The organism is Acidipropionibacterium jensenii, from assembly GCF_005890135.1.
Classification (GTDB): Bacteria; Actinomycetota; Actinomycetes; order Propionibacteriales; family Propionibacteriaceae; genus Acidipropionibacterium; species Acidipropionibacterium jensenii.
Window position 1 is genome coordinate 2,830,620 of record NZ_CP040635.1, and the last position, 13,392, is coordinate 2,844,011.

10 protein-coding genes and 1 pseudogene are annotated in these 13,392 nt (G+C 65.0%); 5 read left to right on the plus strand and 6 right to left on the minus strand.

Annotation, left to right across the window (positions count from 1 at the left end):
• Positions 1-225 precede the first annotated feature (225 nt).
• Together FEZ32_RS12645 and FEZ32_RS12650 are read left to right on the plus strand one after the other, a co-directional pair.
• A complete protein-coding gene (locus FEZ32_RS12645) occupies positions 226-1,230 on the plus strand; it encodes an IS481-like element ISPfr15 family transposase (protein ID WP_138679765.1) in 1,005 nt (334 codons plus the stop codon).
• A gap of 170 nt (positions 1,231-1,400) precedes the next feature.
• Positions 1,401-2,057, plus strand: a pseudogene (locus FEZ32_RS12650) (transposase); the annotation flags it as partial.
• 121 nt (positions 2,058-2,178) lie between these two features.
• On the opposite strand, the gene FEZ32_RS12655 reads toward FEZ32_RS12650, so the two are convergent.
• From FEZ32_RS12655 to FEZ32_RS12665, 3 genes are read right to left on the minus strand one after another with little or no spacing between them, the layout of a single operon-like run.
• Positions 2,179-2,997 (minus strand): AAA family ATPase, encoded by an 819-nt coding sequence (locus FEZ32_RS12655; protein WP_010552309.1) that lies wholly within the window; start codon positions 2,995-2,997, stop codon positions 2,179-2,181.
• Positions 2,994-4,391, minus strand: coding sequence for a Mu transposase C-terminal domain-containing protein (locus tag FEZ32_RS12660; RefSeq protein ID WP_138680731.1), 1,398 nt, complete (start codon positions 4,389-4,391; stop codon positions 2,994-2,996). The genes FEZ32_RS12655 and FEZ32_RS12660 overlap by 4 nt, the downstream gene beginning before the upstream one ends.
• A gap of 7 nt (positions 4,392-4,398) precedes the next feature.
• Positions 4,399-4,995: a recombinase family protein gene (locus tag FEZ32_RS12665; RefSeq protein WP_010534181.1), complete on the minus strand. Its 597-nt coding sequence runs from the start codon at positions 4,993-4,995 to the stop codon at positions 4,399-4,401.
• A 193-nt stretch (positions 4,996-5,188) separates the two neighbouring features.
• Between FEZ32_RS12665 and cmtR the strand changes: the two genes are divergently transcribed.
• The 3 genes from cmtR to FEZ32_RS12680 all read left to right on the plus strand — a co-directional run bounded on the left by cmtR (position 5,189) and on the right by FEZ32_RS12680 (position 6,819).
• The gene (gene cmtR, locus FEZ32_RS12670) at positions 5,189-5,548 is read left to right on the plus strand and encodes a Cd(II)/Pb(II)-sensing metalloregulatory transcriptional regulator CmtR (protein WP_006590980.1); all 360 of its coding nucleotides are present in this window, start codon (positions 5,189-5,191) and stop codon (positions 5,546-5,548) included.
• Positions 5,545-6,147, plus strand: coding sequence for a cadmium resistance transporter (locus FEZ32_RS12675; protein ID WP_015070590.1), 603 nt, complete (start codon positions 5,545-5,547; stop codon positions 6,145-6,147). Before cmtR ends, FEZ32_RS12675 begins: the two co-directional genes overlap by 4 nt.
• A gap of 186 nt (positions 6,148-6,333) precedes the next feature.
• Positions 6,334-6,819 carry a recombinase family protein gene (locus FEZ32_RS12680; RefSeq protein WP_244937871.1) on the plus strand — a complete coding sequence of 162 codons (486 nt, stop codon included), beginning with the start codon at positions 6,334-6,336 and terminating at the stop codon, positions 6,817-6,819.
• A 72-nt stretch (positions 6,820-6,891) separates the two neighbouring features.
• On the opposite strand, the gene FEZ32_RS12685 is transcribed toward FEZ32_RS12680, so the two are convergent.
• From FEZ32_RS12685 to FEZ32_RS12695, 3 genes are all read right to left on the minus strand, one after another.
• Positions 6,892-7,710 carry a hypothetical protein gene (locus tag FEZ32_RS12685; protein ID WP_138680733.1) on the minus strand — a complete coding sequence of 273 codons (819 nt, stop codon included), beginning with the start codon at positions 7,708-7,710 and terminating at the stop codon, positions 6,892-6,894.
• A gap of 76 nt (positions 7,711-7,786) precedes the next feature.
• A complete protein-coding gene (locus FEZ32_RS12690) occupies positions 7,787-12,061 on the minus strand; it encodes a type ISP restriction/modification enzyme (RefSeq protein ID WP_138680951.1) in 4,275 nt (1,424 codons plus the stop codon).
• Entirely contained in the window at positions 12,010-13,335 is a 1,326-nt protein-coding gene (locus FEZ32_RS12695; RefSeq protein ID WP_138680734.1) for an ISL3-like element ISPfr3 family transposase, read from the minus strand. Before FEZ32_RS12695 ends, FEZ32_RS12690 begins: the two co-directional genes overlap by 52 nt.
• Positions 13,336-13,392 lie beyond the last annotated feature (57 nt).

Sequence of the window (13,392 nt, forward strand, 5' to 3'; positions counted from 1 at the left end):
CGGCCATGCACGGGGCGGCCTCGCGCTCGGCGGCACGCGACCTGCTGACGGCGTTGCCAAGCGCGGGGCGGCACGCGAGCCGGTGGCGGCGCGGCCTCGGTCTGACCCGACGCAACAGGAGTGCTAGCTGTACTTCCCCGGGACGTTGTGAACAGTTGAGCTGAGGGGGGAGGCCTCCGGCAGGATGTGGGTTACCACACACGCATCCAGGAACCGGAGGCCTCCGTGACCCACGCTAACGCACCCCTGACCCCCGCTGGAAGGCTCCGGCTGGCCGCCTGCATCGTCGACGACGGCTGGCCCCTGAGACGGGCTGCTGAGCGCTTCCAGGTGAGTCCGGCCACCGCGAAACGCTGGGCCGATCGCTATCGTGCCGGCCAGCCGCTGATCGATCACTCCTCCCGGCCGGCTCACAGCCCCAACCGGTTGTCGCGGCGCACCGAGCACCGGATCGTCGGGCTGCGGTTCACCCGGCGGTGGGGGCCTCATCGGATCGCCTACCACCTGCACATTCCCCGCTCCACCGTGGGGCGTGTCCTGGAGCGCTACCACATGCCTGTGCTGGCCAACACCGATCAGGCCACGGGCCTGCCCGTGCGCCGCCCCGACCCTGTCCGCTACGAGAAACAGGCCCCCGGGGACCTGATCCACGTCGACATCAAGAAGCAGGGCCGTATCCCCGACGGGGGCGGCTGGCGGGCCTTCGGGCGCGGATCGGTCCAGGACCGAACGGCACGGGCCGCAGGAGACCGCGCCGCGCGGGCGGGCGCGCCCGCATCTCGGGGCTACCGGTATCTTCATCACGCCGTCGACGATCACTCCAGAGTCGCCTACTCCGAGATCTGTGACGACGAGAAGAAGGAGACCGCTGCGGGGTTCATGACCCGGGCTCTGACCTTCTTCGAATCCATCGGGGTCGCCGTAAAGGCCGTGATGACCGACAACGGGGCCTGCTACCGGTCCCGGGTCTTCAGCCAGGTCCTCGACGACGCCAAGATCGGTCACAAGTGGACCCGGCCTTACCGGCCTCAGACCAATGGGAAGGTCGAACGGTTCAACCGGTCCCTGGCCGCCGAGTGGGCCTACGCCCGCGACTACACCAGTGAAACTGAACGCGAAGCGGCCTACACGGAATGGTTGCATCACTACAATCACCACAGACCCCACACCGGTATCGGCGGCCAGACCCCCTCAGAACGTGTTCACAACCTCACGGGGAAGTACAGCTAGCGGACATGCCAATCTCCCTGTAGGCGGACACGTACTTCCCTGCTGATGGACAGTTGATCTCCCTGTCTATGGCCATGGGATCAGGTCGTGTCGGTCCCCAATAGCGCGTCCCTCCGGGGTTTTGCTCGAGGTCTTCTACCACCACGAGCAGGTACCCACCGGAGGGACGCATGAAGAAGTCTGACAGGGAGATCATGGAAACTCTGGAAGCGTTCGACGCGACGGGCAGTGCACACTCGGCAGCGGTGCTCGCGGGGGTGGATGCGAAAACGGTGCGGCGGTATGTCGCTGCGCGGGATGCTGGGGCGCCGGTGACGGGGCCGGGGCGGCGGCCGCGGATGCTTGATGCGTTCTCACCGAAGATCGAGGAGTGGGTCGAGCGGTCAGGTGGGAAGGTCCGAGCAGACGTGGTCCACGAGCGGCTCCTGGCTCTGGGGTTCGCGGGGACGGAGCGGACGACTCGGCGGGCGGTGGCCGAGGTGAAGGCCGCGTGGCGGGCTGGGCATCGGCGCACGTATCGGCCGTGGATCACGGAGTCGGGGCTGTGGCTGCAGTTCGATTGGGGCGAGGGCCCGCGAGTGCCGGGCCCGGAAGGTGTTCTGCGGCGGACGTGGCTGTTCTGTGCGTGGCTGGCCTGGTCACGCTTCCGGGTGGTGATCCCGGTCTGGGACCAGACGCTGGCGACGCTGATCACCTGCCTGGATGCGACGCTGCACCGGATCGGTGGGGTTCCGACCTATGTCCTGACCGATAACCCCAAGACCGTCAGTATCGATCACGTCGCCGGGGTTGCAGTGCGGCATCCGCAGATCGTCGAGGTCGGTCGAGGGTTGAGAGACGCCGAGTGACCGTCACTCCTCCCTGAGATGGACCTGATCGCTCATCAACCCCATGACCTGTGACTTCGTCTGCTGAATGGCGGGGTTCTTCGTTCGCTTCGTGGCGGGGTCAGGTGACACCGATGACCAGGGTGCTCTGTGCGGCTTCGATGACGTCGTTGGTGATGGTGTCGAGTTCGTTGATCTTCAGGACCCGCTGGATCTGGGGGAAGAGGCGTTCGAGGAGCCGGAAGTTGCCGCGGGTGATCCGTGCGATGGCTGCGATGGCTTGGGCGTCGGTGAAGTCGTCGGGGTCGAGGGTCTTGCCGAGGGATCGCCAGTGTCGCTCGAGGACGAACAGCAGTTCGTCTTGTCCCAGGGGCCGGTACTGGTGGGCGAAGCCGACTCGGCTGTAGAACTGGGGGTAGTGGCTGAACTGCTTCTCCAAGCCGGGCATGCCGATCAGGATCAGGGCGATGCCGTCGCGGTCGTAGCGATCGCGCAGCAGTTCCAGCGCGGCGGGACGCAGTCGTTCGGCCTCGTCGACGATGATCAGCTCCACGTAGTTCCTGCCGTGTCGCCATCCCCAGGCCTCGGGAGTGGCCGTGCCGGGAGGTACGAGGTGCTGCTCGATGCACATGTTGGTGCGGGTGATGGCTTGGGTCAGCTCGTCCTTCAGGGTCCGCGGGGTGGTCAGCACGCTGGGGGTGTAGAGCACGGTGCGGCTCCGGTTCAAGGCGGCGTAGATCTTGGCGTCGTTGTCGGAGCGCGGCCCCCAGTAGGTCAGCAGGTCATGAGCCTTCTCGTAGTGTGCGTAGCGGCGTGCGGAGAGTGTCTTTCCTACGCCGGCTGATCCGAAGCACAAACCGATGGTGTGCCCGCGGCGCACGGCGTCGGCGAACTCGGTGAAGCGGCGGTGCTCCTTGGTGACGATGAAGCGCTGGCTCACCTGAGGTCCTCCTTGTAGATCTTCAACGCCGACCTCGGCGCCGGAGCCGGTGCTTCGGTGATCCGTGGCGTCTCGGTAGGTGCGGCCACGAGGGCGATGCGTTCGTTGATGCCGGCTCGCAGCGCCCGGCGGCGGGCGTTGCGCGCGGCCTGGATCTCCTTGAGGCTGACCTTCTGGTCGTGGTGCTCTTGGTTGACGGCCTTGCAGACGAATTCGTCGTGATCGAAGACGCGGATCTCGGTGATGTCGCGGGGGTCGTAGCGGATCACGACCGAGCGTCCGACGTAGCCGGCCAGAGTTGGCGAGACGTAGCGCAGGCCCTGGAAGCGGATGCCATCGCGGCGCACGACGCGGGTCTTGGCGACGGTTAACAGCAGTCTGTCGAGGTCTTCCAGGCTCTCGGGCATTCGGGGCAGCCAGCCATCGGCGATCCACGCGCTGCGCGGGGAGGTTCCGAGCTCGCTGTGCGTGCGGTCGTTGTAGGTGGCCACGAACGCCTCCAGGGCGCTATCGAGGGCGGCCAGGGACAGTTTCGGTGTCGGCCAGGGGTGCCCTTCGGTGATGAGTCCGGGCAGGGTGGCGAGTAGCTCGGTGTTGATGGTGCCGAAGAACCGCTCGATCTTGCCCCGTCCCTGGGGTCGGGCGACGGTGGAGTGGATCAGTCGGATGTGGAGGTCGACGGCGGTGTGGGCGAGCTGGTCACTGGTGAAGTCGCTGCCGTGGTCGACGTAGAGCACGTCGGGCAGGCCGCACATCGGCCAGGCCGGGTCGGTCTTGTGCCAGATCGCTTGGCGCAGCGCCAGGGCGGTGTTCATCGCCGACGGTGCGCCCAGGAAGACTGTGTAGCCGCAGACCGCCCGGGAGCAGTCGTCGAGGATCGTTGTCAGCCATGGCCGTGCGGGCTTGCCGTCGGTGCCCACCACCAGGATGTCGAGCATGGTGTGATCGGATTGCCACATCGCGTTGGGCAGCTCTGCTTGCCGGCGTAGCACCAGCTCGTGCTTGTCGCGGTAGGACGCTGCGCCCTCCAGGGCGAGGGTGACCATGCCGGGATCCAGGGTCCGCACGATGTCCCACACCACCGAGTAGGAGGGGACCGGCCATCTCCGGGCGGCGCAGATGCCGGTGACTTTGCGGTGGATGGTGGCGATGACCGGCCGCGGCTTGCTCAGTGCCAGGCCCTCGATCAGGTGGACGAGGTCGGGCGGAAGGCGGCGGGAGCCGGTGTCCGCTCGCGAGGCGGTCTCCAGTCCGGCGTAGCCGTCGGCGCGGTAGCGGGCGTGCCAGCGCTCCAGGGTCCGCAGCCCAACATCGGTCTCGCGAGCTAAGCGCGCGAGGGGCACCTGGTCCTCGACGTGGAGCCTGAGGATTCGCCACCGCGCTCGAGCGTCCACGACGCACCTATTGCAAGGCGTTCTCGCGCCCGCGCTCGGCGCGCTGAAGGGCGCGGTAGACCGTGGAGCGGCCCACGCTGAACAGCTCGGCCAGCTCGCCCACGGTGTGCTCGTCGGCGGCATGTAGCTGGACGAGGTGAGCTTCTTGCCGGGGGGTGAGTTTCGGTGACTTCCCGCGCAGCCGGCCCTTGGCCTTGGCGACCTTCATCCCCTCGCGGGTGCGGGCACGGATGAGGTCGGCTTCGAATTCGGCGACCATCGCCAGCACGTTGAACAACAGTTTCCCCATCGGGTCGGTCGGGTCGTACACCGATCCGGCGATGCTCAGCTTCACTTCCCGCGCCGCGAGGTCGTCGGCGATCTGGTGGGCATCACGGACCGAACGCGCCAGCCGATCGAGCTTGGTGACCACGAATGTATCGCCGTCCCGACACGCTGCCAGCGCCTGCCGCAGGCCCTCACGGTCGGCGTTGCGGCCCGTGAGCCCGTGATCGACGTAGATGCGCTTGGGATCGACGCCGAACGCCGCGAGTCCGTCACGCTGCGCGGTCAGGTCCTGCTCGTCGGTGGAGACTCGGGCATAGCCGACCTTCAAGGGGGACATGCTCGCCAGTGTGTCATATAGCCTCCCTTCACCGGACAGTTCACCGGACGGGTCTTACGGGACAGCCCGCCAGGCGTGCCGTCGTTCCTCTCGATAAGTAGCGGTGGTGTCCGGTGAGGGTTCCCCTTACGGGCATGCGATCTGGGCTGACGCCTGTGACCGAGTGTTCAGTGCGCGCTGTATAGTTCAGTCCATGCTGACTATTGCTTCGCGTCTCGACGTGATGAACCGCCTGGGTCGTGCACTGGCCGACCCCACTCGATCCCGGATCATCTTGACCCTGCTCGACCATCCCGCTTACCCGGCGGAACTGGCCCGAGATCTGGACCTGACACGCCCGAACGTGTCCAACCACCTGGCATGCCTGCGCGATTGCGGGATCGTCGTCTCCGAGCCCGAGGGTCGTCGGACACGATATGAGATCGCCGATTCGCACCTGGCGCAGGCGCTGACGGCACTGGTCGATGCCACCCTGGCAGTGGACGAAGACGCCCCGTGCATCGATCCCGCCTGCTCGCTTCCCGGATGCGACGCAGCTGGGGAGGGCGCATGATCCTCACCTCGGTCTTGCAGGCGATGGGCCTGTTCGCAGCGACCAACATCGACGACATCATCGTGCTCTCCCTCTTCTTCGCGCGAGGGGCAGGCCAGCGCGGCACTACCGCCCGCATTCTGGCCGGCCAGTACCTCGGATTCGCCGGCATCCTCGGTGCCGCGGTCCTGGTGACCATCGGTGCCGGAGCATTCCTGCCCTCGGCAGCCATCCCGTACTTCGGTCTCATCCCTCTGGGCCTCGGCCTCTGGGCCGCATGGCAGGCCTGGCGCGGAGACGATGACGACGATGACGACGAGGCCAAGGTTGCCGGCAAGAAGGTCGGCGTGTGGACAGTCGCAGGCGTCACCCTTGCCAACGGCGGCGACAACATCGGCGTCTACACCCCTGTCTTCCTCGGCGTGGAACCTCTCGCAGTAGTCGCCTACTGCATCGTCTTCCTCGCGCTCGTCGCGGTCCTGGTGGCCCTGGCAAAGTTCGTCGCCACCCGCCCCCCGATCGCCGAAGTGCTCGAACGCTGGGAGTACATCCTCTTCCCCATCGTTCTCATCGGCCTCGGCATCGTGATCCTCGTCAGCGGCGGAGCCTTCGGACTCTGACGTAGCGGCAGCGATCCAAACGGCCCCGACCGGGCGCACCCCTCTCGGTTCAGACCGCGACACCTACCTGCAGCCAGTCCTGCGTGATCGCGGCAACAAGACCGCCACGGAGCGCTGCAAAAACCCCGCCACCAAGCGAACGAAGCCACACAGAACCCGGCACGACAACTGGAAGCCATCGGCCAGGTGGATCGACTCTTCACCGAGAAGATCTCGGCCAGGACCACCGACCGGCCCAAGCTCCAAGCCATGCTCGCCTATGTGCGCTCCGGCGATGTGGTGAAGGTGAAGTCTCCCGACCGGCTCGCCCGCTCCACCACCGACCTCCTGACCCTGGTGAACCAGCTCAAGAACAAGGACGTCCAGATCCAGTTCATCGACCAGCCGGCCCTGAACACCGACTCACCCCAAGGGGAGTTCATGCTCACCATCCTGGGGGCGGTGGCCCAACTAGAGCGGGCCACCATCAGGGAACGCCAGGCCGAGGGCATCGCCCTGGCCCGAGCCCGGGGGGTCTACGACCGGGCCCCGAAACTGTCGGCCGACCAGATCGAGCAGGCCCGCCGGCGCATCGCCGACGGGGTGACCAAGGCCAGGGTCGCCCGGGACTTGAACGTCTCCCGACAGACCCTCTACACCGCCCTCGCTGGCCGGGGTCGATACCTCCAGTGAAGAGGCCACAAATGCCACACGTCCCAGCAAACCTCCCAGTGGGAGGGAGAGCAGCAGCCGAACTAGCGATCGTCAGTTCGATGTCGTTCGTCCAATGTACAGCTTGATCGCAGTAATTTGCATTAACATAGATAACTGCATCATGCTGATGAGCACGTCGTCATTTACAGTGGTAGACGTTTGCCAACCACCGGGTATCTTAATCACCTTTGAGATATCTGACACCTCTGCCACAGCATTCATATCACCATGTTGAAGCGCGGAGAGGATGCGCCATGCAAGATAGAAGTAGTTACCGTCGACCTTATCGATCCTTAGTGACTCCAGTTTGGGAAACTCTTTCTCCGGATCAACTCTTTTTCCAATGAGGTTCTTACCCATATGAAGAGCTTGGGCTTCCTTTTCAAACTTCTTGCCTAACTCTTGGTTTCTTCTTTCCCTTCTCTGGACGTCCTTGTTCCTCTGGCCCCCCATGACCTTCTTTCCGGCTTTATCTCGAGCTTTCCGTGATCTAAGCTCATCCCCGGCCAGCCTCAGCCCTCTACGCATCCTCTCTTGAGAGTCATCAGGGTCAAGAATCCATACGACATGAAAAGCAGCCTCAAATGCTGGCCTGATCAGACTCCACACAGAAAAGGGGTGTATCGCACTTCTCATCATATCTTGGAGTGCCTGCTGGTGATCATACGCAACCGCTAACAATCCCGCCGCTTGAAAGTATAGTCGCTCACCGGGGTCAGAGGCCTCCTCAAATCTCCGCTTCGTGAAAACCACGCCGGCACGATAATTACTATCCACGCGGCGAACCTTTTCGTAACATTTCTCGAGATTCATCCATGATTTTTCCAGCGAGGTGAGGTCTATCCCGCCAGTCTTCGATGCCGAGTTCATCGGATGCTCTCCCTTCCGTGCAGGCCCCAGCCCGACACATCCACCTGATTCCACGGATCCAACGGCTCAGGAGAGGTCACAGCGGGAGTTTCGGCAGCGAGCTCACGATGCGCATCGTGTCGACCGAGACTCGGGTGACGCGTTTGATGAGGTCGATGATGTAGCGGGGGGCGTGGTGTTCGTCGGCCCACTGATTGGGGTCGTTGACGATGCCTGAGGTCTTGTCAGGCTTGACCTGGTAGCGGTCGATGAGCCACTCCAGCGCCGATCTGGAGCCGAGCATGTACTGACTAGCTGCTTCGGGGATGTCGTCGAGGGTGATGTGACTGTTGTAGATGAGGGTTTTCTTGGTCGTCTTGTCCTTCCACCGCATCTTTTGCACCCGGTAGGCCTCGGGACCGGTGGTGTCGTCGCTGTGCTGTTCTGACAGCGGGTAGGGCTCGACGGTCTCGTAGCCGATGTGGAGGTTGGCGAGTTTGCGGCCGGCCGCGACGAATTCGTCGAAGTCGTCTCGGGAGCCTGCCAGCGGGATGCGGGGCAGCATCCGTTTCAGGTCTGCGGCGAACGCGGTGCGGTACTGCTGTGAGTGGAGGACGGCGTAGACGTAGTAGAAGATGTCGTCCTTGGACACCTGGAGCCCGAACGCATCCCGGTAGGCCTTGAGGGCTTGGTCGGTGATGTTGTCGACTCGCCGGTATCCGTACTCGTCGACGGTATCGCCAGGGGCAGGCAGGACGTCCTGGTCGCCACTATCGGCCCGCTCATAGGTCCAGCGAGGGAAGAACTGCGCCATATAGGTGAAGAGAGAAAGATCTGGCAGTTGGTCCGTCGCGAGTGCCACGAACTCTGTTCCTGGACGTGGCGCAATTACTGCGATGCCGATGTTGTCGTGTGTGGGGGTGGGGAAGTATGCCGCGTTCTTTCCGGGAACTGAGTTAAAGACTGGATCGAAGTAAACCGCTTCCTTTGTGAACGGTCGGTAAATTGCTTCTGTCCGCAGGTGGCTTGGGTCGTACGCCTGTGACCGCCCCTTTTCCGCCATGCGTCGGATGTTCCTGCTCCAGCTGATCTGGGTCGGATCGTTACTGAGATCTCTTCCACTGATGGCCTCGTTGACTTGCTGGTTGTAGTAGTCGATCATGCGGGACATGTTTGCCTCGACGGCCTTGTGGCTGAAGTTGTAGCACCACGCGTCACGGTTGGTCTGCACTCCGGCTGAGTGGCTGGTGAACATGGCTAGTGGTTCATCGGCTATCGGCATGAAGGTCTGGAAGGTGGGGTTGCGCTGGTTGAGCCAGTCCCCGTCGTCGTTGGGTGTGATGGTGGTCCAGGTGGTGGTGGTGAGGGTGGCGTCGGTGATGTCGTCGAGTTTGTCCTCACGTGACTGGTAGTCCGGCACCCCGTGGTAGTGGATGTGGCAGCCCGTCTGGTGGGGATTCTTGGCAGCGATGAGGACCGCAATTCCTGTCTGTGATCCACCTTTGAAGATCTGACCACCCTCTTGTTTCCAGTCGGACCTCCGCATGTTGCCTCGTAGGTTGTAGACCCAGATGTCGGAGAACTCTGTCTGGAAGGTCTTGCGGATTCCGTCGGCGGTGTTGCCGTCCAGCCAGCCGTTGTTGGTCACGAACGCGACCACCCCTTGGTCGCCGAGGCGGTCGGTGGCCCACCGGAACGCCCGAATGTAGGAGTCGTACAGATTGTTCTTGTTCGTCGCCGTGGACTGGGCCGCATACGTGGCGGCGATCCGCCCATCCAACGTCGGATACGACAGGTTGGCGTTGTTGTCGTTGGCCGAGTCCTGGCCGGCACTGTACGGAGGATTGCCCACGATGACCTTGATCGGGGCCGCCAGCTGGGCCTCGATGCGCTGGTTGTTGACCGGGATGAGGCTCGTGTCGACCCGGTCACCGTCCTCGGTGATCTGGAACGTGTCGGTCAGTGTGGCCCCCGGGAACGGCACATAGTCCACCGGGTGGTCCGGCTGCTGGGCGGCGACAAGGGCCTGGTAGGTGGTCTCAATGTTGACTGCGGCGATGTAGTAGGCCAACAGCATGTACTCGTTGGCCCACAACTCCCCGGCATACTTGCGGACCAGGTCCGCCGGAGCGATGATGCCCGACTGCAACAGCCGCACGATGAACGTTCCGGTTCCGGTGAACGGGTCCTGGACGTGGACCCCGGGATCGGTGATGCCGTACCCGAACTGGTCACGGCACACCTGGTCGGCGGCTCGCAGGATGAAGTCGACGATCGGCACCGGGGTGTAGACCACCCCCAGTGAGGACGACTGGGCGGGGAAGGCCTTGCGGAAGAACTGTTCGTAGAGCTGGTGGATGACGGTCTGGCGGCCCTCCGGTGTGCGGATCTGGGCGGCACGGCGTCGCACCGAGTCGTAGAACCGGTCCAGCTGCACGGTTTCTGCTGCCAGCCCGTAGCCGGCCAGGGCGGTGGCCATTCGTCCCATCGTGATCGAGACCGGGTTGCGATCGGCGAACGAGCCCGCCGGGAACAGCGCCTCGAACACGGGCCGAGTGATCAGGTGCTGGGAGATCATGTCGACGGCCTGAGCGGCATCGATCGAGTCGTTGAGGTTGGCTCGCAACCCGTCCAGGAACACATCGAACTGCCCGGCGACCGGCGCCCCGGCGTGGCGGGCGCTGGCGATGATGCCGGTGATGCGGCGGACCTGGTTGGCGTGGATGCGCACCACGTCGTCGGCCCACGACTCCCAGTACTCGCGTTGGCCGCACTTCTTGACGATGCGGCCCAGGATCGCCTCGCGCCACAGGTCCGAACCCACCAGCAGCGGCTGGGTCCCGGCGAACGGGTTGGTGCCCGGCTGCTGGCCCTCTGGCCGGTTGTCATCGTCGGCGGGGCCGCCGTGGGAGGAGAACACGTCGATGGAGACCTTGCCGCCGGTGCTGTGGTCCAGGTCGATGGTGTTGATCATCGCCTCGAACCGGTCATCATGGGCCCGCAGGGCGTTCAGGACATCCCAGACGACCTTGAACCGCTTGTTGTCACGCAGCGCCACCGACGGTTCCTCGCTGGCGTCGATCGCCACCGGCAGGATGACATAGCCGTACTCCTTGCCCGGGGCTTTGCGCATCACCCGGCCCACCGACTGCACGACGTCGACCAGGGAGTTGCGCGGCGACAGGAACAACACCGCATCCAGGGCCGGCACGTCCACACCCTCGGCCAGGCACCGGGCATTCGACAGAATCCGGCACTCCCCCTCCGGGACAGGGGCCTTGAGCCAGGCGAGCTCCTCGCCTCGGGTCAGCGCGTTCATGGTGCCGTCGACGTGGTGGGCGTCGACCTGCAACACGGCATCATCTGTGATGGCCTGGTCGACGACCTGGGGCAGCGCGCTGGCGAAGGCCTTGGAGGCCTTGATGTTGGCGGCGAACGCCACCGCCCGCTGCATCGGTGTCGGATGGTCGCCGAAGTCGTTGTCGGTGGTGCGTTTGGCCAGCCCGTTCCAGCAACCCACGATCTTCGCCGCGTCGTCCAGGCTGATCTCATGGCCCTCACTGGCCAGGGAGGCCTGCATGTCCGGGTCGATGGCGTCATTGGCGACCGCCAGGATCATCACCTTGTAGTCCGAGAGCAGGCCGCGCTCCACAGCCTGTCCGAAGCCCAGGCGGTGGAACACCGGCCCGAACATCGCCTCGTCGTCCATCGAGGTCAGCACCGCGGCCGCGTCATCGGCCTTCTTCTTCACATCGGTGCCATAAATCCTGGGTGTCGCGGTCATGTAGAGCCGCTTGATCGCTGGCAGATAGGTGTTGTCGTGGACCTTGATGAACGCCGACTCCCCGGTGTCACCGGCCAGGGTGACACCGGTGGTGCGATGGGCCTCATCACACAGGATCAGGTCGAACGGGCCTGCCCCAGACTGCTTCTGCGCCCGGGCCACCACGTCGATGGACTGGTAGGTCGAGAAGATCACCGTCATCTGTTTGCCGCGGCGCCCACCGGCGGCCATCTCGGCGACCAGCCGGTCGGGGTCAGTGGTGGGCAGAGGAATGTCGTGGACGGTGATGTCCTCGGCCTGACGGCTGGCCTTGGTGTCCGAACACACCACGAACGGACGGATCGGGGTCTGGGACTGGGCCAGCCACTCCCGCAGACTCTGGGAGACCAGCGAGATCGACGGCGCCAGGAACAACACCCTCAGATGCCCGCCATTGCCGGCACAGCGCCGCTCGGCCAGCTTCAACGACGTGAACGTCTTACCCGTCCCGCACGCCGAGATCCACTGACCCCGATCATGGGAGGCAAACCGGCTCTTCAGGATCCAGGGTGTAGTCGGGGTCTGAACCCGCCGGTCTCGAGCAGGGATCTGGCGATGTAGTTGGTCAGGTTGCGGAACCCCAGCGCCGAGCCGCGCAGGTGCTCGAGCCTGCCGTTGATCGCCTCGGTGGGCCCGTTGGAGGTGCTGGGCCGGTCGAAGTAGGCCAGGACGTCGGCGGCGCGCTTCTTCAGCGTCCTGCCGAGCCTGATCTCGACCAGGGCCTTGGGGACGCCGGTGCTGATCGAGTCGATGAGCCGGGCCATCAGCTCGCGGCCGTGGCGCCGGTTCTCGTGGCGGTAGGCGGCGATCATGCGCTGGTAGACGCTCCAGGTGACCTCGACCTCGACGTGGGCGTCGTCGGCGAACAGGGTGTCCAGTCGGTCCTTCTGCTTGTCGTTGAGCAGGTCCGCGCCGGTGGACAGGGTCCGGCGGGCGGCATAGAGCGGGTCGCCCTTGCGGCCGCGGTGCCCACAGATGGCCTGCTGAACTCGCCGTCGGCACTCATCGAGCGCCTCGCCAGCGAGGCGCGTGACGTGGAAGGGATCTAGCACGGTGACCACGTCGGGCAGTTCCTCGACGGCGGCGGTCCTGAACCCGGTGAAGCCGTCCATCGCGACCACCTCCACGCCGTCGCGCCACTCCTGCGGGCGGTCGGCCAGCCAGGTCTTGAACGCCTGCTTGGAGCGTCCTTCGACCATGTCCAGCAGCCGGGCCGGGCCGGTGCCATCTCGCACTGGGGTGAGGTCGATGATCACGGTGACGTACCTGTCGCCGCGACGGGTGTGGCGCCACACGTGCTCATCGACCCCGACGACCTTCACCCCCTCGAAGCGGTGCTCCTCGTCGATCAGCACCCGCTTGCCCTCGGCCAGAACGGCGTCGTGGGCGGTGTCCCAGGCCACCCCGAGCCCCTCGGCGACCCGAGCCACGCTCAGGTGGCGCACCACGATCCCTTCCAGCGCCCACCGCAGAGCGCGCCGAGACAACTCGGCCCGGGGCTCGGCCGCGGCGGTGGTGTCCTGGCGCCACACATACCCGCAGCCGCTGCAGCGGTAACGGCGCACGACGACCTCCAGCGTCGTGGGCCGCCAGCCCAGTGGTTCGTGGGCAAGCCGTCGGACCACGGTGTCACGTGGTCTCCCTTCGCAGCCGCAGCGCCGGCACCACTGGTCGGGCTCGACCACCTGGCAGGCCAATACGGCACGATCCGGCTCGAGTCGCTGCCCGGTGACAACGAGGCCGAGTTCGTCGAGGCGGCAGAAGGCAGTCAGGTCGGGGCTGGCGAACGCATCAGCGCGCCCGCCGACGGTAGCATCGTGCACGTCGAGGTCTTTCGGGCTGAGTGTGTAGGAGCTCTCATCCTCGGGAGACCTCGACCT

What these genes read in the sequence shown, in the direction of transcription:
- FEZ32_RS12665 (WP_010534181.1), bottom strand. Translation starts at nt 4,995, where the DNA reads ATGTCCCCCTTGAAGGTCGGCTATGCCCGAGTCTCCACCGACGAGCAG.
- cmtR (WP_006590980.1), top strand. Translation starts at nt 5,189, where the DNA reads ATGCTGACTATTGCTTCGCGTCTCGACGTGATGAACCGCCTGGGTCGT.
- FEZ32_RS12675 (WP_015070590.1), top strand. Translation starts at nt 5,545, where the DNA reads ATGATCCTCACCTCGGTCTTGCAGGCGATGGGCCTGTTCGCAGCGACC.
- FEZ32_RS12685 (WP_138680733.1), bottom strand. Translation starts at nt 7,710, where the DNA reads ATGAACTCGGCATCGAAGACTGGCGGGATAGACCTCACCTCGCTGGAA.